Source organism: Gilliamella sp. CG13, assembly GCF_046635805.1.
Lineage (GTDB): Bacteria > Pseudomonadota > Gammaproteobacteria > Enterobacterales > Orbaceae > Gilliamella > Gilliamella apicola_I.
In genome coordinates this window covers 45,332-68,426 of the sequence record NZ_JBIDFM010000006.1, presented here as the reverse complement: position 1 = coordinate 68,426, position 23,095 = coordinate 45,332, and the positions used below count along the sequence as shown (strand labels likewise).

The window sequence follows — 23,095 nt, the reverse complement described above, 5'->3', positions numbered from 1 at the left end:
AGGACTAAACCATGAACCCAATTTTAAAAGTGCGTAATTTGTCAAAGCAATTTAAAATTCCTAAAGGATTTTTGGGGCACCTATACATTGATGCTGTTAAACCAATATCTTTTTCGATCAATGAAGGAAAAACTCTAGCTATTATTGGGCAAAATGGATCGGGCAAATCAACATTAGCTAAAATGTTAGTTGGAATGGTCAAACCGGATAGTGGTGATATTTGGATTGATGGTACAAAAGTCGAATATGGCGATTATAGTTACCGTTGTCAACTTATTCGCATGATTTTTCAACATGTTGAAAGCTCTTTTGATCCAAGACTTCGCATTGGTCAATTGCTTGAAATTCCACTCAAACACAATACACATTACGATGCGTTTGAACGTGAAAAAATGATAAGCGACGTATTAAAGCAAGTTGGGTTACTGCCTGAACATGCTTCTTATTATCCAGCGGTGATGGCATCGGGGCAAAAACAACGGGTCGCCCTAGCGAGAGCATTAATTCTAAAACCTAAAGTTATTATTTTAGACGAAGCGTTAGCCGCATTAGATATCTCGATGCGTTCACAGATTGTTAATTTGATGTTGTCATTACAAGCCGAGCATAACATCTCTTATATTTATGTGACTCAAGATATAGGGATGATGAAGCATATTAGTGATCAAATCTTAGTGATGCACAAAGGCGAACTTGTTGAATACGGGAATACCGCCGAAGTGTTAGCCTCGCCACTTAGTGATATCACGCAAAAACTCGTTAATAGCTATTTTGGCGAAGCGTTAACCGCTGACTCATGGCGCACCGATACACGGGCTTTTTAACTCTTCCCTTACTTTTGTCAATTATCCAATCTAAAAAAGACCAATGCGAATTTAACGTTATTCGTTTATAGTAGTATCATGATTTTCTTTAAGATATTGGATTTAGCTAATCAAAATAAAAACCTCGACAAATAATCTAAAACATCTTATATTTAGCTATACAGATTTCTAGACGTCTATTTTAAGTTTTAAAAGATTGTTGATTATTAGGAGTTTTTGCTATGCCTATTTGTATTCCTGATTCATTACCAGCCGTTGATGTACTTCGTAAAGAAAATATTTTTATCATGACATCTTCTCGTGCAAATACACAAGAAATTCGTCCGCTAAAGCTGCTTTTTCTTAATCTTATGCCTAAAAAAATAGAGACAGAAAACCAATTTTTACGACTGCTTTCCAACTCCTCATTACAAGTCGATATTCAACTATTACGTATTGATCAGCGTGAATCGAAAAATACACCAGTCGAGCATTTAAATAGTTTCTATTGTGATTTTGACGATATACGTGAACAAAATTTTGATGGGCTTATTATCACTGGCGCACCGTTAGGAAAAGTGGCCTTTACGGATGTAGTCTATTGGTCAAAATTAGTTGAAATTATCACATGGGCAAAAGAACATGTCACCTCAACCATGTTTGTGTGTTGGGCAGTACAAGCCGCATTGAATGTATTATATGATTTACCAAAATTTACACGATCACATAAATTATCTGGGGTTTATCAGCATCAGATTTTACAACCTAATGCCATTTTAACCCGAGGATTCGATGACTCTTTTTTAGCACCGCATTCAAGGTATGCAGATTTTCCGATTGAAAAAATAAAAAATTATACCGATCTTTCAATACTGGCAGATTCTGATATTACCGGCCCTTATTTAATGGCAACAGCAGATAAACGGATGGCATTTGTTACCGGGCATCCTGAATATGACTCATTTACTTTAGCCAACGAATATTTTCGTGATCTTAAAGCTGGTATTCAGCCTACTATCCCAGAAAATTATTTTCCTCATAATAATCCAGACTTAACCCCTAAAGCCACATGGCGTAGTCACGCTTATTTATTGTTCAGCAATTGGCTTAACTATTATGTCTATCAATTAACACCATTTGATTTAACGACACGCAATTTAACAATTGATGATTAAACCGAACATAAAGAAATTATACCTAGATTAAAAGAGCCAGAAATAAACTCATTATTCTGACTTTTATCGGTTATTGCTTGTGCAACACCATTTGATTAATGATTTATAATTAGAATTTGTTTATTGAGATTAAAAAAATAACGGGTAATCATTTCCAATAAATTGCGTATTTGTTTCCAAAAAAAGAAAAAAAAGCTTGTCGCCTGTCAAAAAATAATCTATCCTAAAAAAATGGTTTTATATAAAAATGCAAAATAAAACCATAAAATGCAAAATGTTAGCTTTAAATCGTCAGTTTAAGCTTATGCATTACGGATTTGGTATATAAGGGATAGAGAACAACAAGCTGTATGAAATGTTATAAATTGATTACTCAAAAAGAGTGGCTGGCACTACAAAAGAAAGCCCCCGAAAGTCTGTTAGCCCAGTATGGGTTTTATGAGTTTCCCAAAACACAGTTACAGGCATCCGGTTATAACACCGTTCGTTTCGATTACAGCGCTGCACAAGATGAAGCTATCGCTCATTGCGTTCAACATCCTGAACAATGTCAACAGCTTTACCCGACACTGGAAAACTTGGGGTTATACTATGGCAACAATCACTATGGTCATGATAACGCCAAAGTCACGCAAGCCTTAACAGAAGCACTGACAACCGGTCGGGCGTTGTTAATTGAAAAACCACTCACACTTGATTGTGGATTATTACCGCCTCAAACCAATTTTTTAAGACTACCGAGCAACAAAGCGCCACGTAAATTAACCCCGGCAGAAATACGGGAACGGGAGTTGTTTTTCTTTGATGATGATAACTGGATAGAATTCAGTGTCGAAAACTTACCGAATCACTCTTTTACGTTATTTAATAACAGTAATCAACGAATGATTTATCAGGGTCAACTTGATAGTCGAGGACACGCTTACGTCAATCTTGAGCCGGATATAAAATTAGTGGATGTTATCTTTGACCGACAAACACAGCACCGAGCCTGGTATCAAGATGTCCCCTTACAGATATTGGGTGGGTTACGAGATGCAGGGCAAAGTACACTCGATTTATTATGGGATAGCACCTTAATTAATCCGATATCGCCGCTATTTTTGGCTCGAGTGCATGCAGAAATTATCAGTGATAAACCGATTGGTCAGGCACCTAATCCTATACAAATGCCTGAGGTATCACCACCACAGACTATCTCTGGTGGGATAACACATGGTGTCAGTCAATTTATTGTCGGGTTTATACCGGCGGTAAGGGCAACCAAATTTATAAAACCCTTGAAAAATGTAGGCTCGTGGGTAAAAGGGATGATAGCAGGCAGTGTCACAGATTTTACGGTATTTAGCCCTCATGAAGAACGCCTGTCAAACTTAGTACAAGAATTTCCCGAACTGGCTAACCCAATAACCGAATATTTACAAGCCAAACCAGACGATAGTTTTGCAGAAGGACGATTAAAAAACAGCTTAGAAGGAATAATAGCCGGCGGTTTAGCCGAACCCTTAACCCGTTCACTACGCTTATTAAAATACTCCCGAATTAAAATAACCGGCACTGAAGTCAGAGCGAAGGTACATCATAAAATTGAAGCGGTAGAGGTTGAATTAGATGAGGTTAATTGGAATAATGTTGTTGAAAAAGAAACAATAAGGAATAATTCTTTATTGGCTAATGCAAATAAAGAATTAGATCAATACATAGCATCTTTAGCTAACAGCAAATATAAACCAGCTACAGCAGTTGGGGCTGTTGATCCATTAACGGAGAAAGTTGTTACTGCATCAAGTGGAACAGTTCCCACTAAAATAGCACCAGAACTACAAGTTTATGCTGATAAATTAGGAGGTTTAGGTGTTAAAACTTCATGTGGTAATGTATTAGGAGCTTGTGCTGAATTTAGAGCAGCCAACGAATTGTTATTAAATAATCCTAATCTTAAATTAAAAGATATACAATTTACTCAAGCCGTACGCCCTCGCAATGGTAAACCAGTGTCCCGTTGTGAAAATTGCACAAATATATTTGGAGTTGAAAAATAATGAAAATGACTGATGAGTTTATAAGTACTAACGATCTTGACTGGTATGCTGCATTTTATAATGGTAATCTAGCACACTTTGCTTCAGGTGGCACAAGAGCTGTACCGAAGAAAGTAGCTGATTCGGTTGAGAATTATGAAGAACTATGTGATTATTTTTTTGAATTAGAAAAACGATCTGATATTGAAATCATTGAAGATAATTTGCCTGAATTTCCCGATCAACTTAAAAGAGAACAATATTTAAAAAGCTATGTTGATTCGGCTTTAAAGGGATTATTTAGTTATGATGTTAACTATGAAGATAATAGCTATTTTTTAGTTGTAAAACCCCTGAGTCCATTATCTTTAAAAGACCTACCGAAAAATATAAAAGAAATAATCTATACTTTACCAAAAGAAGTAAAATCTGCTTCAGTAAGTATAACTGAATTAGAGTAGTCATAACGTAAAAGCACTCTAATTTATTAGAGTGCTTTTACGTTCTTATAGCTGCATAGTAAGTGAAGTGAGTAAAAACGATAAAAAGTGAATGATGTTAGAAAGCCAAACCCTTAACCCGTTCACTACGCTTATTAAAATACGCCCGCATCAAAATAACCGGCACTGAAGTCAGAACCAAGGTGCATCATAAAATTGAAACAGTTGAAGTAGAAGGGAATTGGTATAATACTGAAAAAGCAACTGATTTTGTCGTTTCATCATTTAAGGAATTAAGTATTGAAGAAATATCAAACATAAATAAATCATATGGAGGAAGTCATACATTAACAGATGAAATAGGGACAATACTTGCTAATATGTCATATAGAGAAAATTTTTATGACAAAATTGCTGTAGCTATAAGGGATATTGCAGGGCGACATTTATTTAATGATGGTAACAAACGCACTGCACAAACAGTTGTTGAACAATTAGTAAATAAAAATAATATGAATTTGTCACCTGTACAAATTCGAAAAGTAATAGATGATGTAGCAACCGGAAAATTAAGAGAAATTGAAGATATATCAAGGGCTTTAAAATATGAAAAATAATTTTAAATTAGAGTGTTATTGGAAAAATATTGAAGCGATAGCAGAAGATGGTGCATCCGTTATTATTAAGTTAGATGGTCAACGGAGTAAAGATAATTTCTATTCTGTTGTTTTATCGGGAGGTAAGTTAAAAGATGGTTTTTTCAGAAAAGATGGTGCGGAACTTGATTTATTGCTTGAAGAGTTAATAGCATATTATGATTCTTTATCTAATTATTGAATAATTATGAAAATATTTTTAAATGATATTCGAAAGCCTCCAAAAATAAAAATTCATTCGGCTAATATTTCAGCTCGAAGAAGAATGGAATTAGCTGTAACGAATATTAATAAATTGCGTAGATAATTTATTAATATTCGTAGGCTTAATAATAAAATGATAAATGAAAATTATAAGTTTTCATTAAATTTAATGAAAACATATATTAGTTATCATAATAATAGTATCTATCAATTAAAATTAGATAGTATAGAGAAGTTAATTGATATTAGGAAAGAAGGTATTTCTGATGATGACTTGAAATACGACTCCAATTTTTTATTTATTGGTCACGAAAAGCTACCAATTTGGACTCCTAACTCCAAAATTTTCTTCGCGCTCATGAATATTTTACGAATGTTTCCATAAAGGGAAAATACATGAACTCAATTAATATTATAAAACCATATAAATATCTTGATATGTGGGTCTTTGATGATGAAAAGGTAGGCTTGTTACAAGAGCCTTTTGTTTCTGGCGCAGATACTTTAATTGATAAAGCCACTGAATCAATCCCAAATGCTGAAAAAGGATTTATTTTAATCTTTTCTAAAGATTACTTCCCTGATACCGATCTTTGTTTAGAATGGCGAAGATCTGATAATGCTGGTAACTGGTATTACTCGAAAGAATTTGATATGGAAGGCTGGCTTTGTCCTGCTTTGTTTAAGTATTTTCCTGAAGCCCCCAAAAACTTGTATATCAAAATTAAATCTATCTAGTTAGAAAATCTAATATTACAAATTATCATGAATGTTAATGTCACTAGTGCTTTATAAATCGGCAGAATATAAAAAACCACACAATATTGTATGTGATTATCTAAAGGAGTAGTTGTAATGCTCACTATTAATCTACTTTGAAAAGTGATCATTGACCATACTAAATTCAACCAAATTTTTAGTGGTTGAATTTAGAAGCATTATTAAAAGAAGTGAGCCGATACTTTGGGGGACATGATAAAAGTAAACAAGCCACATGTAGCAGCTGATGCTTTAGCGATAAGATTAAATGGTGTGTCAAGGGTAAGATTTGTTAATGATACAAGAGAGTTTGATGTGATTAGTGATTTATATATAGCTCAAACAAAACCGCCCCTAAAGTAATTAAATCAAAGTGTAAGATCTCAAATGAAAGCAACATTTGAAGCAGCTAAAGAAACTAACCGTTCTGTATACTATCATTTTGAGGGTGAACCTGCAAAATCAGTAATAAATAAATTAAATGAATATAGTAATCATTATGATGTGAAAGTCATTATAGATACTCAACCTCTTAACTAAAAAATAAGGTAATAAAATGATCGAATATTATGGGTGGATATCATTAAGAAATTCTACATACGAAAACAATGAAAATGAGATGAATTCAATTCTAGATAAACTTACTTCATTCATATCAGAACATGAATTTGAAAATAGTGCAGGATTTATTAAAATCCATAAAGTTAATGGTTGTTGTCAGCTTTTGTTTAGTGGGAATACTAATCATTATTCTCAGGATGTAGCAGAAATTTTTGAGTTATATCAATATGTAGCAAAAATTTCTCAAGGCTCATATGGTTTATTGTATGTTAAAAACGATGAATCTTCGGATAAATTCAATGAATTTGAAGTATATGTCTTAGCTAGAGGGAAAATAAAAAAAGAAAAAGATCAGTTTTTGTCTCCATGTATTCCTAAAATAGAAGATGATTAAGGTTACATTAATCAAATTGTGAAATTATTTATTTTCTAACTGAAAAATTGAGTATTACGATGAGCATTACTTTATTAGAATTTGCTAGATCACTAGTTGAAGGAAGAATAGCTCCTCAAATTTTTGTTGAAGCTTATATTGAACTCTACCGAATAGAACGAGATAACAACTTGTTGATTAATGATGAAGATAGTATTAATGAATGTTTATTCACCATTTTTTGTTTAGCCGATCTTTATAATCCTGATATCGACAGAGATGAATATAAATTGAATGGTCAACAACTTATTGAGTAAATTGAGCAAGAACTAACAAAGCTAGAATAATTAATAATTTCTTTGTTGATAAAAGATTTTATCTTGATTTCCAAAACACGATAAGAATAATTGAGCTTATTGGCAGTGTCACGGATTTTGTGGTATTTAGCCCACATAAAGAACACCTCTCAAACCTAGTACAAGAATTTCCCGAACTGGCTAACCCAATAACCGAATATTTACAAGTAAACCGGACGATAATTTTGCAGAAAGACGACTAAAAAGTCGTTTAAAACGATTATGAATCGGTGCTTTAGTCAATTGGTCAGTGTGCTTAATTCAAAAATAAAAGATAAAAGATCCTTATCTTGCATCATTTTAGGCATAGTTATATTATGGATAGAGTGCTTTATTATTTAAGGAATGAGTTATGTTAAAATCAATTGATCCAACTACCACTTCATCTTGGAAATCCCTTCAAGCAAGTTATCAAAAGCATCAAAATAAGACCATTGCGCAGATTTTAAAAGAAGAGCCAAAACGAGTTGAAAAACTCAGTATTCCGTTTGAGGATGAGTTTTTGGTTGATCTTTCTAAAAATCGTATTACGCAAGAGACTTTAGCAATACTTTATAAGCTTGCTGATGAATGTGATCTTAAAGGTGCAATTTCAGCTATGTATAGTGGTGAAAAAATTAATCGCACCGAAGATCGTGCTGTTTTACATGTTGCCTTACGTAATGTATCGAATACCCCTATTTATGTTGATGGCAAAAATGTGATGGATGATGTCAATGCGGTATTAGCAAAAATGGAATCATTCAGTAATAAAGTTATTAGCGGTGAGTGGAAAGGGTATACCGGTAAAGCGATAACTGATGTGGTAAATATCGGAATTGGAGGTTCAGATCTTGGACCCGTCATGATTACCGAAGCGTTGCGTCCTTATAAAAATCATTTAAACATGCATTTTGTTTCAAATGTTGACGGTACTCATATTGTTGAAGCATTAAAAGGATTAAATCCTGAAACAACCTTGTTTTTAGTAGCTTCAAAAACATTTACCACACAAGAAACCATGACTAATGCACAAACGGCTCGTTCTTGGTTACTTGATGCGGCTAAAGATGATAAAGCTGTTGCTTTGCATTTTGTTGCGTTATCCACTAATGCCAAAGAAGTTGAAAAATTTGGTATTGATACGGCGAATATGTTTGAATTTTGGGATTGGGTAGGCGGTCGTTACTCTTCTTGGTCAGCGATAGGTTTATCGATCGTTTTATCTATTGGATTTGATAATTTTAAACAATTTTTGGCTGGTGGTCATGCAATGGATAAACACTTCCAAAATACACCAATTGATAAAAATATTCCTGCATTATTAGCCTTAATTGGGATTTGGTATAATAATTTTTATGGTGCTGAGACAGAAGCCATTTTACCTTATGACCAGTATATGCATCGATTTGCTGCCTATTTTCAACAAGGCAATATGGAATCAAACGGTAAAAGTGTCGATCGTAATGGTCATAAAACAACTTATACTACTGGCCCAATCATATGGGGTGAACCGGGTACCAATGGTCAACATGCATTTTATCAATTAATTCATCAAGGTACTAAACTTATTCCGTGTGATTTTATTGCGCCTGCAATTAGCCATAATCCGGTTGGTGATCATCATCCTAAATTGTTATCTAACTTTTTTGCTCAAACTGAGGCATTAGCATTTGGTAAAACCAAAGAACAAGTTGAACAAGAATTTATGGCTGCTGGAAAAACGCTTGATGAAGTTAAAGCAATTGTTCCGTTTAAAGTGTTTGAAGGAAATAAACCGACTAATTCAATTTTAGTTAAGAAAATTACTCCGTATAGCTTGGGTGCATTAGTTGCGATGTATGAGCATAAAATCTTTACTCAAGGTATTATTCTGAATATATTTAGTTTCGACCAATGGGGTGTTGAGTTAGGTAAGCAATTAGCCGGCCGAATTTTACCCGAATTAGCAAGTGATACGCCAGTAACTTCACATGACGATTCAACAAATAATTTGATTAATCAATATAAAAAGTGGCGTTAAACTGATTTAACTTTAGACAGTTAATGAATTGAGCAGAAAAACCTTCAGTAAAACTGAAGGTTTTTTTATGATTATTTTTTCACGCGCATAACAGGTGTTTTACCTGCTTCTACGGTACCAGATAGTTTTGTCAGTTCGACAATACTATCCATATTAGAAATGACAACAGGTGTTAACACTGATTTTGCTTTACTTTCAAGTAGTGGTAAATCAAATTCGATAATGGTGTCACCAACTTTTACTTGTTGACCTTCTTCAGCGATACGGGTAAAACCTTCGCCTTTTAATTCAACAGTGTCAATTCCAAAGTGTACAAATAGCTCAATACCTTCATCTGATTCAATAGCAAACGCATGATTAGTTTCAAAAATTTTGCCAATTCTACCGTTTAGTGGTGCAACAATTTTATTACCAGCAGGTTTAATTGCAATACCATCACCAACGACTTTCTCTGCAAAAACGACATCTGGTACATCTTCGATTTTAACGATTTCGCCACTCAGAGGTGCAATAATTTCGATGCTATCATTGCTATCATCAGATTTGATGAATTGCTTCAATTTATCGAATAACCCCATTATTTTCTCCTAACAAATTTGCTTTTCAGCGTTATATTTTTCGATTAAATCCATAATTTCTTTAGAAGTTGCTTTTTCTAGCACATTGTCTGCAAGTTTTTTCGCTTCTTCAAAATGTGTATTACGAATTAATTTTTTGATTTTAGGAATTGATACTGCACTCATGCTAAATTCATCAAGTCCCATACCAAGTAATAAAATCGTTGCTCGTTCATCACCAGCAAGCTCACCACACATGCCAGTCCATTTACCTTCTTTGTGCGAAGCATCGATGACTTTCTTAATCAGTGTTAAGACAGATGGTGAAAGTGGATTATAAAGATGTGAAATTAATTCGTTACCCCGATCAACCGCTAATGTGTATTGTGTTAAATCATTGGTTCCAATACTGAAGAAATCAACTTCTTTCGCTAAATGATGAGCAATGACAGCAGCCGCAGGCGTTTCAATCATTACACCAACTTCGATATTTTTATCAAATGCTTTACCTTCGGCAGTTAGTTGTTCTTTGAGGATATTAATTTCAGATTTTAAGATACGAATTTCTTCAACCGATATGATCATCGGGAACATGATACGTAATTTACCAAATGCTGATGCGCGTAATATTGCGCGTAACTGTGCATGGAGTATTTCTTTACGATCTAAACAGATACGAATTGCACGCCAACCTAAGAATGGGTTTTCTTCTTTTGGTAAATGCATGTAAGGTACATCTTTATCGCCACCAATATCCATTGTTCTGACAATAACAGATAAACCATTCGTTGATTCGGCTACTTCTTTGTAAGCTTTGAATTGTTCGTCTTCGTTAGGATAGGCATCACGATCCATAAATAAAAATTCAGTACGATAAAGACCAACACCTTCATAACCGTTGCGATCCGCACCAGCGATATCACGCACCGTACCAATATTCGCACAAATTTCAACTTGGTGACCATCAAGCGTGACGGCAGGTAAGTCTTTTAATTTTGCTAACTCTTCTTTGTCGGCAATATATTTTGCTTGAACTTGTTTGAGTTTTTCTTGGGTAGTATGATCAGGATTGATATAAATGGCGTTATTTATAGCATCAAGTATAACAAAATCACCTTGTTTAATTGTTTGTGTTGCATTTGATGTACCAACAATTGCCGGAATTTCTAATGAACGAGCCATAATTGAAGTATGGGATGTACGTCCACCTGCATCAGTAATAAAACCAAGTACCATATCTAGATTTAGTTGTGCAGTTTCAGATGGAGTAAGATCTGTTGCAACTAAAATACAAGGTTGGCTAATAGCACTTAAATCGACAATTTCAATCCCTAAAATATTTTTGAGTAAACGTTTGCCAATATCACGAATATCAGCAGCACGCTCTTTTAAGTATTCATCGTCTAAGTTTTCAAGCTCTTTAGCTTGAGTTTCAAATACTGATTGGACAGCGGCATCAGCGGTTGAATGCTTGCTTTGTATACGAGAAATAACTTCTTGCTCCAAATCCTCATCTTCTAAAAGCATAATATGCCCTTCAAAGATAGCAGCTTTATCTTCGCCTAATGTGGATTTTGCTCGTTCCATTATCGCATTTAATTGCTCGCTGGATTTTTGACGAGCATCTTTAAAACGCGCAATTTCAGCATCAATTTTGTTATCTGGAATTGCCCTATTATTAACAACAATAGGTTCTTCTTTTAATAATAGCGCTTTTGCAAAAGCGATACCGGGGGAAACAAGTATACCTGATACCATAACATTTAATCCTTATTCAATTTTAAATCTGTTCTTATCGCATTTTGGAGCTAATTATTCCAATTCAGGAATTAATTTAACTAGATGATTTACCGCTTCTTTTTCATCTTCGCCTTCTGCTGAAATGGTGATGGTGGTACCTTGTGTTAGACCAAGTGTTTGTAGTTTGAATAGACTTTTAGCACTAGCACTTTTACCATTTGATGTGACGGTAATTTCAGCATTAAAGTTTTTTGCTTCTTTTACAAATTGTGCAGCAGGGCGGGTATGGAGACCATTTGGTGCGGTAATGGTTACATCTTGTTTATACATAATAATTCTACTCCTAAAAATATTTTCATTTACGCGACCAATATAAATAAAAACCGCCTTAATGGCTAGTAACATTTAATCGATCTTTGGAAATTTAGTTAATCTTATTCAAATCAAAATATAGTTGTTATATCCATATTTCTCAATAACGGTAAATTCGAGTGATTCTATCACTACATTTTTTAAATTCTACTTCTCCATGTATACCACGCTTTATATTTTCAAAAACAATTTCTTCACTTCCATCAAGTTGTGACTCTTTTATTTCTTTACTGCAAAATGTTTCAAATCGTTGAAGTTCTTCTTCACCATTACCTAATTGGTAATTATGAGGTAAATCGTGACTTGTTATGAATGTTTGGGTTTTGTTCTGCACGTCAAGGATGATAGTGCCTTTGTTAGATAACCATGAACTACAAGCAGTTAATGATATAGCAAACGCCAGAAGGAGAAGGGAAAATTTCATCACAAATCTTACAATATTCAAAATAATTCCTTTATAAAGCTTAGTAACCTGTTTATTATTTATAGCTAGTTGTGGATTATATACTAATAATTAATGAAAGTGCAGAGTGCTTTTTATTGATATGACAAAATCAGGGTGACATTAATGACCAAAACTGTAAATTATGATGAACTTAATCATGAATTAAACTTAAATAAAATGGGTATTACTGCTGCTGAATTACATGGTTTTATTTCGGGTATTTTAGCCGGAGGCAATCATGATGAAAGTTGGCGCCCTTTAGTTGAAGATATGCTCAATAATGGGCAAAAAATACCAGAATCTTTAAATAAGAAAATGGTGGAACTTTATTGTATTACCAAGCAACAATTTTTGGATGATGATTTTGAATTTCAATTGATACTTAACGAACATGATCTTTTTTCACAAATTGATGATTTAGTCGGTTGGGTTAACCATTTTTTATTAGGGATTGGATTAGTTCAACCAAAATTAAATCGTATTCAAGGTGATGTAGGTGAAGCAATTTATGATTTAAGGCAAATTGTGAAGCTAGGTTACGATGAAAATGAAGATCAGCAAGAGTTAGGCTTTGCATTTGAAGAGATCAAAGAGTATGTTCGCATGACTTCGATTCTCTGTTTTGATGAATTTAATGAGGCTGATATCGCACCAACCATTCATTAATATTAACTTGTTTTTAAAAGGTTATCACTATGCTAAATATCGATACCAAAAAAGAGCTTTTTTCTCGTCGAGAAAAGCTTCTTTCGCAGATGCAACCTAACAGCGTCGCACTTTTTTTTGCCTCACCCGAAGTCGTCAGAAGCAATGACACGCATTATCCTTATCGGCAAAATAGTGATTTTTGGTATTTTACCTGTTTTGATGAACCCGAAGCCGTATTAGTGATGATTAAACAACAAGATAATCATGTTCGATATGTGCTGTTTAATCGTAAAAAAGACCCTCTGGCTGAAACATGGACAGGCTATCGTTTAGGGCAGCAAGCTGCGTTAGAAACCCTTGGCGTTGATGAAGCGCATCCTTTTGATAAAATTGATACTATTTTGCCTGAGTTGTTGAATGGTAAGCAGGCAATTTATCATGCTGATCTGCAATATGATTATGCTGACACGATTGTCAAAAAAGCCCTTACGATTTTAAAACAAGGTGCAAGATTTAAGCTTTCAGCACCCAGTAGCGTGATTGATTGGCGTCCTATTGTGCATGAAATGCGGATGTTTAAATCTAATTTTGAAATAGACCTTTTACGTCAAGCGTGCAAAATTAGTGCCCAAGCCCACTGTCGAGCTATGCGTAGATGTAAATCTTCGATGTATGAATATCAGTTAGAGGCAGAAATTTTACATGAATTTGCCTGGCATGGTGCGCGTTCTCCTTCCTATAATACGATTGTAGGAGCCGGAAACAATGGTTGTATATTGCATTATGAAAATAACAGTGCGCTTTTAAACGAGGGTGATTTAGTGTTAATCGATGCCGGCTGTGAATATCAATATTATGCAGGGGATATAACACGGACTTTTCCTGTTAATGGTCAATTTAGCCAAGCGCAACGGGATATTTATCACATTGTTTTAGCTGCTCAATATCAAGCAATTGATCTGTTTAAACCCGGAACATCGATTATGGAAGTAAATGATCATGTTGTTAAAACAATGGTGACGGGCTTAGTTAAATTAGGCATTATGCAAGGGGATGTCGATTCGCTCATTGCTGATAAAGCTTATACCGCATTTTATATGCATGGTTTAGGGCATTGGCTCGGCATTGATGTACATGATGTCGGTAGTGGAAGGGATCGTATTTTAGAGCCGGGTATGGTGCTGACTGTTGAGCCGGGGCTTTACATCAATCAAGATGCAGATGTGCCAGAGTGTTATAAAGGTATTGGTATTCGTATAGAAGATAATATTTTAATCACAACATCGGGTAATGAAGTATTGACCAGTGATGTGCCAAAAGAACCAGAGCAAATCGAAAAATTGATGTTATCGGATCAATAATCTTATCGCTAAAGCAATAATCTTCTAATTGTGATTATTGCTTTTGTTTTGATTATAGATAATAAAATCGTATTTTATTATTTTAAGAAACTGTTTAGACCATTAATTATCTAATCTGATTGATTTATCCCGATTAAAAATTATTTTTATTTTTAAATCTTTTGCTATTTTACCTTCGTATTTCCACGTTTTCATCGCTGTGATAACTGAACGATTAAAAATATTGTTCGGTTTGGTTTCGATAATTCGAATATTTTCGACTCGCCCATTACTATTGATATCAAAGAGTACAACGACATAGCCTTCTATGCGCATATCAAGTGCCCGACGAGGATATTCTGGCTGATTACGACTAATTGGCGAGGGATTACCCGAATGTTGACGGCTGTCAGAAATGGAAGATGCGACGGCTGTTTTGGCAAAGTTATCCGTGATCACTTCTTGTCTGACTTGCTGACGAGACTCTTTTTGAATCGGTTTGGATTCCGTTCTTGGTTTTGGCTTCGGTTTCGGTTTTTGCTCGATGACAATGTTATTTTCGGGCATGACTTCCGGTTTTTTTTCAACGATAGGTTCCGGTTTTTCTTCATTAGTCATTTGGGTTTCAATAACTGGCTCAACTATCGGTTCTGGTATTGGTTTATTATCGATAATGTCACTTTCTTTTACACCTTTGATATCAGGTGTATTTTCAACTAATGATTGTTCAGGCGCTGCCATTTGCGATATATCAATCATGATCGCTTTAATTGAGTTGTCACCTTCATCAACGATGATATTTTTGGCAAAAAGCATAGGGCTGAACAGCAACGCCAGTAAAAATAGATGTGACACAATCGAAAGTGACGTGAATAAATAAACACTCTTGGGTTTGATATGTGTTGGCGATTGAGGCGCTTTTTCGTTGCTAATGTCTATATCAAAATTGATTTTCATAACAATTATCATGTTTAACTTAAGGTAATCATTCTAAATGAAAATGCTTATCATTTGTAGTCTTTTTTAAAATATGCTAATCCAACACCTTGTTGCTCGGCAATATTTATCAGATAATAGCAATTAAATATCTATTTTTTTAGTGGTTTGGGTGATGAATAATCCTTCAATGAGTCAAATACTCGATCTTGTAAAAGATGACTTAGTTAAAGTTAATGAGGCAATTCAGGCGGAGCTTAGTTCGGATGTTGTGCTTATTAATCAATTAGGTAATTATATTATTAGTAGTGGCGGTAAGCGTATTCGCCCTATTATTGCGTTGTTAGTTGCCAAAGCACTTAATTATCAAGGTGACAAGCACATCGTTGCCGCTGCGTTCATTGAATTTATTCATACTGCTACATTATTACATGACGATGTCGTTGATGAGTCCGATCTCAGGCGTGGAAAGTCAACCGCGAATGCATTATTTGGTAATGCAGCCAGTGTTTTAGTTGGTGATTATATTTATACGCGTTCTTTCCAAATGATGGTACGGACTGAATCTTTCAAAGTTTTAACTATTATGTCGGCAGCAACAAATGTGATTGCTGAAGGTGAAGTGCAACAATTAATCAATTGTAATGATCCCGATATTACTAAAGAACAATATTTAGAAGTCATTTATCGTAAAACCGCTCGTTTGTTTGAAGCAACTTCGCATTCGGCAGCGGTATTAGCTGGCGCCAATGCAGAACAAGAATTTGCCTTACAAGAATATGGAAAATATTTAGGTACGGCCTTCCAAATTATTGATGATTTATTAGATTATAGTGCTGATAGTAATCAAACCTTAGGTAAGAATTTGGGTGATGATCTTAATGAAGGCAAACCAACTTTACCATTGTTACATGCGATGCGTCATTGTCAAAATGCTGAGGAAGCCAAGTTGATTCGTCAAGCCATCGAGCAAGGAAACGGGCGACATTTGTTAGATCGTATTTTGCAGATCATGAATGAGTGTGGTTCACTTGAATATACTTTACAAATAGCACAGCAAGAAGCCCAAAAGGCTTTTGATGTGATTGCTATCCTGCCAGACTCTCCCTATAAAAAAGCATTGCAAGATCTCGCATTGCTCTCAGTAAAAAGAGAAAATTGACAGGAGTTAAATCGAAGTATGGATTGAAAACATTCCTACTCGTACTTATATGGACATTTTATATTAAATCATAATTAGCAATGATCAAAAATTGATTTCTTTAGATTTCATCGTATGTTGTGAAATGACGAGCAATTTTTTCTGATTATATTAACAAGGTAATTAGGCATGTTTAAACGATCTTGGCCGGTCTTTATTATTTTTATCTCTATGATTTCGTTACAATCAAGTGCATCTATGGCCAAATATCTTTTTCCGGTATTAGGCCCTGAAGGGATGACTGCTTGGCGATTAACTTTTTCATCCTTGATGCTTATCATTATTTTTAAACCATGGCGTAAACCCATTACTAAACAAGCTTTTAAGTATGTGTTTTTATATGGTGTAGCAACCGGTTGCATGAATTTGGCTTTTTATAGTGCCATTGCCAGAATTCCGCTTGGTATTACCGTTGCGATAGAACTTACTGGACCGATAGTTGTCGCAATGTGTTATTCGCGTCGGTTAGTTGATTTTATTTGGTTAGGCGTTGCAGTTATCGGGCTTGCGATACTTTTACCGATTCATCAAGCTTCTGGTGATTTAGATCCCGTTGGCATTTTAATGGCATTATTAGCAGGTTCAGGTTGGGCATGTTATATTGTCTTTGGGCGTAAAGCTGGGGCATTATATGGTTCATCAAGTGTTGCGATAGGGTCTTTAATAGCGTCGTTATTTTTATTTCCTATTGGTGTGTGGGATAGTGGAAGTGCTATGTTTTCTTTGGAACTTCTTCCTTTAGTGTTTGTGGTTTCATTATTGGCGTCGGCCATTCCTTATGGATTAGATATGATAGCGTTGCCAAGATTACCCGCTCAAACATTTAGTACATTAATGAGTTTGTCGCCAGTTTTTGCTGCTTTGTCAGGCTTCATTGTTTTGCAAGAGCAATTAACGCGTTATCAATGGTTAGCCATTACATTTATTATTGTTTCATCAATCGGGACGGTATTGACAATGAGCCGACCAACTAAAATTAAATCGGTTAATCCATAATGTTTTTACCAGCATTACGCAGATTAATACGCAATGCTCGTGTAAATATCGCTTGTTATACTTTGTTTAAAGCATAACAAGCGAGTTGATATCAGCTTATTAGCGGTGGGGGAAGCCCATTCCGCCACTCATAAGTCCTTTCATTTGGCGCATCATTTTCATCATGCCGCCGCCTTTCATTTTTTTCATCATTTTTTGCATATCTTCAAACTGTTTAAGTAGTTTGTTGACGTCTTGTACTTGAGTACCTGATCCATTAGCAATTCGACGTTTTCGAGATCCTTTGATGATTTCAGGATTGGCTCTTTCTTTTAACGTCATTGAACTAATAATCGCCTCCATTTTAATGGTAATTTTATCGTCCATTTGCGCTTTAATGTGTTCAGGTAGTTGCCCCGCACCGGGAAGTTTTGCCAACATAGCTCCCATTCCACCCATATTTCGCATCTGTTTAAGTTGATCTTGGAAATCGTTAAAATCGAACTTGTCGCCTTTTTTTAACTTCTTGGCAATTTTTTCTGCTTTTTCACGATCAACATTTTGTTGCAATTCTTCGATTAAGGAGATGACATCTCCCATACCTAAAATTCGTGAAGCAATACGATCTGGGAAGAATGGCTCTAAAGCATCTGTTTTTTCTCCCATTCCTAAGAATTTAATCGGTTTACCCGTAATATGACGAATTGATAATGCCGCACCACCACGGGCATCACCATCAACTTTGGTTAAAATCACACCGGTAAGTGGCAAGGCATCATTGAAGGCTTTTGCGGTATTGGCGGCATCTTGCCCTGTCATTGCATCAACAACAAATAACGTTTCGATTGGGTTGATAGCCTGATGCAGTTCTTTGATTTCATCCATCATGTTGCTATCAATATGTAAGCGTCCCGCTGTATCGACAATTAACACATCGAAGAACTGAAGTTTAGCGTGAGAAATGGCTTTATTAACAATATTCACTGGTTTTTCATGAATATCCGATGGGAAAAACTCAACATCAATAGCTTTTGCAAGCGTTTCTAATTGTTTAATTGCAGCCGGACGATAGACGTCAGCAGACACAACCAGCACTTTCTTTTTTTGCTTTTCTTTTAAAAATTTAGCTAATTTAGCGACGCTGGTGGTTTTACCTGCCCCTTGCAAACCAGCCATCAAAATAACAGCGGGGGGCTGTGTTGCCAAATTGAGGGTGCTATTAACTTCACCCATAGCCGATGTAAGTTCAGCCTGCACTATTTTGATAAATTCTTGACCTGGTGTTAAGCTTTTAGAAACGTCCAGACCAACGGCTTTTTCTTTTACTTGATTAATAAATTCACGTACAACAGGAAGTGCTACGTCGGCTTCAAGTAAAGCCATACGTACATCACGTAGTGCTTCTTTAATATTATCTTCAGACAGTCGTCCTCGACCACTGATATTACGGAATGTCTGCGATAAACGGTCGGTTAAATTCTCAAACATGTTAACTCTCAATAAACAAAAAAATTGTGATTATCATAACAGAAAATCTTAAGAAGTCCCATGATCATAATTTTGTTCTTACTTGACACTAAATAGTGTTCCTGTTCAAATGTTGAAAATTAACTTAGCATAATATTCCCCTTTATTTTTTTAGCAAGGGCAGATGATTACAGGAGATATTGATATGAAAAAAATCATTAATACAGATAACGCACCCGCAGCAATAGGACCTTATGTACAAGGCGTTGATTTGGGCAATATGTTATTTGCATCAGGACAAATACCGTTAGATCCAGTTACCAGTAAAATGTCAGATTGTGTCAAAGAACAAGCTAAACAAAGTTTAGCAAATGTAAAAGCTATTATTACGGCAGCGGGTTATCAAGTTAGTGATATCGTTAAAACCACCATTTTTTTAGCTGATATGAATGATTTTGCGGCCGTTAATGCAATTTATGAAGCCTTTTTTACAGAACATCATGCTGCGTTTCCTGCTCGTTCTTGCGTACAAGTCGCCAGAATACCCAAAGATGCTAAGGTTGAAATTGAAGTCATTGCTGTAAAATAAACGCAATACATCCTTTACTCTGAAAAATTTTGGACTTATACCTAGTGCCCAAATCGAATTGGTGTAGTCACTTGGTGACTACTTTTTAATTGCATGAATTTTCGCCCTTCATTTCCGCTTTTTTTAGATAATCCTATAAGGTAGTCAGTATACTCGTTTAGGTGGACAAACATCTTTTATGATCAGCAATATCTAAAGAAATTTTATCGTTTAAGCTTTGCCATATTTATCTTTTTTTACATTAATCATTCAAGTGAATGATTAATCATACCCAGAACGTGTAAACTTCTATTTAATGATTGATTGCCGATTGAGTTGATGCAATAATCTACAATTATTTATCATTAGTTGCCGTGTAATTAGGTTGCAAATATGTTTGAAAAAGTTGAGTCGTACGCAGGGGATCCTATTTTATCATTAGTTGCTGAGTTTAATCAGGATAACCGAATGAATAAAACAAATTTAAGTATCGGTTATTATTATGATGAAAACAGTGTTGTACCTCAATTAGCATGTGTAAAAGCTGCACGGGATTTTATCTATCAAAACGATAAAACTGCATCACTTTATTTACCGATGAGTGGATTACCTGATTATTGTCGAGCTATTCAATGTTTGCTATTTGGTGAAGCACACAGCGCTCTTAAAGATAAACGCATTGCAACCATTCAAACTTTAGGTGGTTCAGGGGCATTAAAAATAGGTGCTGATTTTTTGTTTCGCTATTTTCCGAAATCAGAAGTTTGGGTCAGTGATCCAACATGGGAAAATCATATAGACATTTTTCATGGTGCTGGATTTAAGGTAAATAAATATCCGTATTTTGATTCACAAACTTGTGGCGTTAAGTTTGATGCAATGCTTGAAACTTTATATCAATTACCGGCTAAAAGCGTTGTTTTGCTACACCCTTGTTGTCATAATCCAACCGGTGCCGATTTAACACATGCACAGTGGGATCAGGTTATTGATATATTAAAAACACGCGATCTTATTCCCTTTATGGATATTGCCTATCAAGGATTTGGTAAGAGTATCGAAGATGATGCATATGCAATTAGACGAGTGGCAGAGTTAGGAATATGTGGTTTTGTGTGTAACTCTTTTTCAAAAACATTTTCGTTATATGGTGAAAGAGTGGGTGGTTTATCCGTTTTATGTGATAACAGCGAAGTCGCTAATCGTGTACTTGGTCAACTTCAAGCAACCGTACGTCGAAATTATTCAAGTCCTGCGGCCTATGGTGCTCATCTTGTTAGTTATATTTTGAATAATGTCGAACTTAAAACCCAATGGATTAATGAAGTTACTGCAATGCGTGAACGTATTATCTCAATGCGAATAAAGCTTGTTGAATTACTAAATAAGTTAGTACCCGAAAACAATTTTGATTATCTGATCAAACAGCGAGGTATGTTTAGTTATACTGGATTTTCTGAAGAACAAGTCACACATTTAAAAAATAACTTTGCTGTTTATTTGGTGGGCAGTGGACGGATGTGTGTGGCGGGTTTAAATCACCATAATATTCATCGAGTAGCAGAAGCGTTTGCTACATTAAAATAACCATGTAATTAATTAGAGGAGTATTTAATATGTTCCGAAAAATGTTAATGTTAATGCTAGGGTTAGTTATGGCAACGTTTGTCGTGGGTTGTAATACGGTAAGTGGTGTCGGTAAAGATGTTCAATCTGGTGGTAAAGCAATTACCCATACGGCTGATGAAGTGAGCGATAGATTATAAATGGAGCAGTGAGTCGAAATATACATAATTTATCATTCACATTTACTTCTAAAATAAATCTATTTTTCTCATAAAAGCACAGTTCATCAAGTTGACGAACTGTGCTTTTAATCAAGTAACTATTGGATATTTAATAATATATATTAATTCATATTGCGTCAGATCTTATTTTTTTGAAATGAATATTTACATAAAATGATTTTTGATAATTTATTAAATTGAGACAAGCTAATACTAATACAAAAAAATTGTAAGGATTAAAGGATTAATTCATTGTAGTCGACATTGGTATTTTTTAACTTATTTTTTATTGGTTATTAACTTTATGATTGATTCAATATGATGTTTTCGCTGTTTTTGGGAAGAATTTGTTTATAGTAATTCACATCATTTTATTCCATATATTGATAAGTTGTTTTTATTTGAACTAATTGGGAGTTCGCTGTTAATTGTTATAAACATCTATTTAACTTACTTATTTTCTAAAACAATATAAATTTGCTAACGCATTCGTTTTTTTACAGATTTTCAATACTATTTTTATCGTAGGCGATCATGGTCTATACCAAAATCTATTGGTTCAATTTTTTAGACCAGTTTGATCGAAAAAAGATGTAGAGAGCATTTATTCATACACTTATTTTGATACCTTTTATGTTAAAGTCTGTGAGCGTTAAAAATACCATTTATAAATGGTCGTCCAACGGAAGCAAATTATGATAGTATTAGCCGTTAATTTTTTTGAGGAATGATTATGTCATTTAATTTTGAAAATTCCCTAAAGGGTAAAGTAAAAAAAGCGGTTATCCCTGTTGCTGGTCTAGGAACACGCATGTTACCCGCAACTAAAGCAATTCCTAAAGAAATGTTACCTGTTGTGGATAAACCACTTATTCAATATGTGGTTAATGAATGTATTGCAGCCGGTATTACCGAAATCATTTTTGTTACGCATTCATCCAAAAATTCAATAGAAAACCATTTCGACACCAGCTTTGAATTAGAAGCCATGTTAGAAGCACGGGTGAAGCGTCAATTGTTGCAAGAAGTACAAAGTATACTTCCTAAACATGTAACGATAACAAGTGTACGTCAAGGTTTAGCTAAAGGGCTTGGTCACGCTGTTTTATGTGCCTATCCTTTAGTGGGCGATGAACCTTTTGCAGTAGTATTACCGGATGTGATTATTGATGAATATGAAAGCGATCTGGCTTGTGACAATTTAGCTGCCATGATTCATAATTATCACGAAACTAAACATAGTCAAATTATGGTTGAACCTGTGCCTAAGGAATTAGTGTCTTCATATGGTATTGTCGATTGTCGTGGTGAAGAACTTGCCGCAGGGAATGTGGCACAGATGTATAGTGTGGTTGAAAAACCGTCGGTTGAGGATGCGCCATCAAATCAGTCTGTAGTTGGGCGTTATGTATTATCTGAGAAAATTTGGCCATTACTTGCTAAAACGCCATTAGGTGCTGGCGGTGAAATTCAATTAACAGATGGCATTGCAATGTTACTTGAAGAAGAGCCTGTCGATGCGTACTGTATTAAAGGACAAAGTCATGATTGTGGCAATAAACTTGGTTATATACAAACGTTTGTTCAATATGCCATGCGTCACAAAACATTAGGTAAAGATGTTTCTGATTGGTTGAAATCAATTTAATTGGTTTGAATGGTTTTATTAACCTAAAAAAGGACGCTTAATCGCGTCCTTTTTATCATTG

24 protein-coding genes and 1 pseudogene are annotated in these 23,095 nt (G+C 34.9%); 19 read left to right on the top strand and 6 right to left on the bottom strand.

The features are described 5' to 3' along the window. Nucleotides 1-11 precede the first annotated feature (11 nt). The 11 genes and pseudogenes from ACGH6R_RS09210 (at nt 12) to pgi (ending at nt 9,350) form a co-directional block, all read left to right on the top strand. Nucleotides 12-824: an ATP-binding cassette domain-containing protein gene (locus tag ACGH6R_RS09210; RefSeq protein ID WP_220216008.1), complete on the top strand. Its 813-nt coding sequence runs from the start codon at nt 12-14 to the stop codon at nt 822-824. 221 nt (nt 825-1,045) lie between these two features. Continuing rightward, nucleotides 1,046-1,978, top strand: coding sequence for a homoserine O-acetyltransferase MetA (metA, locus tag ACGH6R_RS09205; protein WP_220216007.1), 933 nt, complete (start codon nt 1,046-1,048; stop codon nt 1,976-1,978). Nucleotides 1,979-2,328: 350 nt separating this feature from the next. Next, nucleotides 2,329-4,020 carry a hypothetical protein gene (locus ACGH6R_RS09200; protein ID WP_411599545.1) on the top strand — a complete coding sequence of 564 codons (1,692 nt, stop codon included), beginning with the start codon at nt 2,329-2,331 and terminating at the stop codon, nt 4,018-4,020. Beyond that, nucleotides 4,020-4,460, top strand: coding sequence for a hypothetical protein (locus ACGH6R_RS09195; protein ID WP_267380200.1), 441 nt, complete (start codon nt 4,020-4,022; stop codon nt 4,458-4,460). Before ACGH6R_RS09200 ends, ACGH6R_RS09195 begins: the two co-directional genes overlap by 1 nt. A 182-nt stretch (nt 4,461-4,642) precedes the next feature. Beyond that, the gene (locus tag ACGH6R_RS09190; protein ID WP_267380198.1) at nt 4,643-5,056 is read left to right on the top strand and encodes a type II toxin-antitoxin system death-on-curing family toxin; all 414 of its coding nucleotides are present in this window, start codon (nt 4,643-4,645) and stop codon (nt 5,054-5,056) included. Beyond that, nucleotides 5,046-5,276: a hypothetical protein gene (locus ACGH6R_RS09185; RefSeq protein WP_267352117.1), complete on the top strand. Its 231-nt coding sequence runs from the start codon at nt 5,046-5,048 to the stop codon at nt 5,274-5,276. Before ACGH6R_RS09190 ends, ACGH6R_RS09185 begins: the two co-directional genes overlap by 11 nt. A 419-nt stretch (nt 5,277-5,695) precedes the next feature. Further along, nucleotides 5,696-6,037 carry a DUF6717 family protein gene (locus ACGH6R_RS09180; protein WP_267380196.1) on the top strand — a complete coding sequence of 114 codons (342 nt, stop codon included), beginning with the start codon at nt 5,696-5,698 and terminating at the stop codon, nt 6,035-6,037. 234 nt (nt 6,038-6,271) lie between these two features. Next, a pseudogene (locus ACGH6R_RS09175) lies at nt 6,272-6,598 on the top strand (restriction endonuclease fold toxin). A gap of 16 nt (nt 6,599-6,614) precedes the next feature. After that, the gene (locus ACGH6R_RS09170) at nt 6,615-7,013 is read left to right on the top strand and encodes an Imm7 family immunity protein (RefSeq protein ID WP_411599543.1); all 399 of its coding nucleotides are present in this window, start codon (nt 6,615-6,617) and stop codon (nt 7,011-7,013) included. A gap of 59 nt (nt 7,014-7,072) precedes the next feature. Next, nucleotides 7,073-7,309 (top strand): colicin immunity domain-containing protein, encoded by a 237-nt coding sequence (locus ACGH6R_RS09165; RefSeq protein ID WP_267360774.1) that lies wholly within the window; start codon nt 7,073-7,075, stop codon nt 7,307-7,309. A gap of 391 nt (nt 7,310-7,700) precedes the next feature. Continuing rightward, the gene (gene pgi, locus ACGH6R_RS09160; RefSeq protein WP_411599541.1) at nt 7,701-9,350 is read left to right on the top strand and encodes a glucose-6-phosphate isomerase; all 1,650 of its coding nucleotides are present in this window, start codon (nt 7,701-7,703) and stop codon (nt 9,348-9,350) included. Nucleotides 9,351-9,421: 71 nt separating this feature from the next. Here pgi and crr read toward each other — a convergent pair whose 3' ends face one another. From crr to ACGH6R_RS09140, 4 genes are all read right to left on the bottom strand, one after another. Continuing rightward, a complete protein-coding gene (gene crr, locus ACGH6R_RS09155; RefSeq protein ID WP_267352124.1) occupies nt 9,422-9,928 on the bottom strand; it encodes a PTS glucose transporter subunit IIA in 507 nt (168 codons plus the stop codon). A gap of 9 nt (nt 9,929-9,937) precedes the next feature. Continuing rightward, nucleotides 9,938-11,665 (bottom strand): phosphoenolpyruvate-protein phosphotransferase PtsI, encoded by a 1,728-nt coding sequence (gene ptsI / locus ACGH6R_RS09150; RefSeq protein ID WP_065559774.1) that lies wholly within the window; start codon nt 11,663-11,665, stop codon nt 9,938-9,940. A gap of 54 nt (nt 11,666-11,719) precedes the next feature. Further along, complete coding sequence (ptsH, locus tag ACGH6R_RS09145) at nt 11,720-11,977, bottom strand: phosphocarrier protein Hpr (protein ID WP_065559773.1); 258 nt, start codon at nt 11,975-11,977, stop codon at nt 11,720-11,722. Nucleotides 11,978-12,119: 142 nt separating this feature from the next. Beyond that, nucleotides 12,120-12,464, bottom strand: coding sequence for a hypothetical protein (locus ACGH6R_RS09140; RefSeq protein ID WP_267352127.1), 345 nt, complete (start codon nt 12,462-12,464; stop codon nt 12,120-12,122). Nucleotides 12,465-12,587: 123 nt separating this feature from the next. Here ACGH6R_RS09140 and ACGH6R_RS09135 point away from each other — a divergent pair, with 123 nt between their 5' ends. Both ACGH6R_RS09135 and pepP read left to right on the top strand, forming a co-directional pair. Further along, entirely contained in the window at nt 12,588-13,130 is a 543-nt protein-coding gene (locus ACGH6R_RS09135) for a UPF0149 family protein (protein WP_411599539.1), read from the top strand. A gap of 29 nt (nt 13,131-13,159) precedes the next feature. Next, on the top strand, nt 13,160-14,473 hold the full coding sequence (pepP, locus tag ACGH6R_RS09130) for a Xaa-Pro aminopeptidase (RefSeq protein ID WP_411599537.1): 1,314 nt from the start codon (nt 13,160-13,162) through the stop codon (nt 14,471-14,473). Between the two features lie 102 nt (nt 14,474-14,575). Here the strand turns inward: pepP and ACGH6R_RS09125 are convergent, their stop codons facing one another. Further along, nucleotides 14,576-15,409, bottom strand: coding sequence for a TonB family protein (locus tag ACGH6R_RS09125; RefSeq protein WP_411599536.1), 834 nt, complete (start codon nt 15,407-15,409; stop codon nt 14,576-14,578). Between the two features lie 154 nt (nt 15,410-15,563). Here ACGH6R_RS09125 and ispB point away from each other — a divergent pair, with 154 nt between their 5' ends. Together ispB and ACGH6R_RS09115 are read left to right on the top strand one after the other, a co-directional pair. After that, nucleotides 15,564-16,550 carry an octaprenyl diphosphate synthase gene (gene ispB, locus ACGH6R_RS09120; protein ID WP_267352134.1) on the top strand — a complete coding sequence of 329 codons (987 nt, stop codon included), beginning with the start codon at nt 15,564-15,566 and terminating at the stop codon, nt 16,548-16,550. 168 nt (nt 16,551-16,718) lie between these two features. Further along, nucleotides 16,719-17,585, top strand: a complete 867-nt coding sequence (locus ACGH6R_RS09115; protein ID WP_411599534.1) for an EamA family transporter — start codon at nt 16,719-16,721, stop codon at nt 17,583-17,585. A 99-nt stretch (nt 17,586-17,684) separates the two neighbouring features. Here ACGH6R_RS09115 and ffh read toward each other — a convergent pair whose 3' ends face one another. Continuing rightward, a complete protein-coding gene (gene ffh, locus ACGH6R_RS09110) occupies nt 17,685-19,052 on the bottom strand; it encodes a signal recognition particle protein (protein ID WP_411599532.1) in 1,368 nt (455 codons plus the stop codon). Between the two features lie 184 nt (nt 19,053-19,236). Here ffh and ACGH6R_RS09105 point away from each other — a divergent pair, with 184 nt between their 5' ends. From ACGH6R_RS09105 to galU, 4 genes are all read left to right on the top strand, one after another. After that, nucleotides 19,237-19,620 carry a RidA family protein gene (locus ACGH6R_RS09105; protein ID WP_411590814.1) on the top strand — a complete coding sequence of 128 codons (384 nt, stop codon included), beginning with the start codon at nt 19,237-19,239 and terminating at the stop codon, nt 19,618-19,620. A 372-nt stretch (nt 19,621-19,992) separates the two neighbouring features. Beyond that, the gene (locus ACGH6R_RS09100) at nt 19,993-21,186 is read left to right on the top strand and encodes an aromatic amino acid transaminase (RefSeq protein WP_411599531.1); all 1,194 of its coding nucleotides are present in this window, start codon (nt 19,993-19,995) and stop codon (nt 21,184-21,186) included. Nucleotides 21,187-21,215: 29 nt separating this feature from the next. Beyond that, on the top strand, nt 21,216-21,365 hold the full coding sequence (locus ACGH6R_RS09095) for an entericidin A/B family lipoprotein (protein ID WP_081299206.1): 150 nt from the start codon (nt 21,216-21,218) through the stop codon (nt 21,363-21,365). A 754-nt stretch (nt 21,366-22,119) separates the two neighbouring features. Continuing rightward, entirely contained in the window at nt 22,120-23,034 is a 915-nt protein-coding gene (gene galU / locus ACGH6R_RS09090) for a UTP--glucose-1-phosphate uridylyltransferase GalU (protein ID WP_411597359.1), read from the top strand. Nucleotides 23,035-23,095 lie beyond the last annotated feature (61 nt).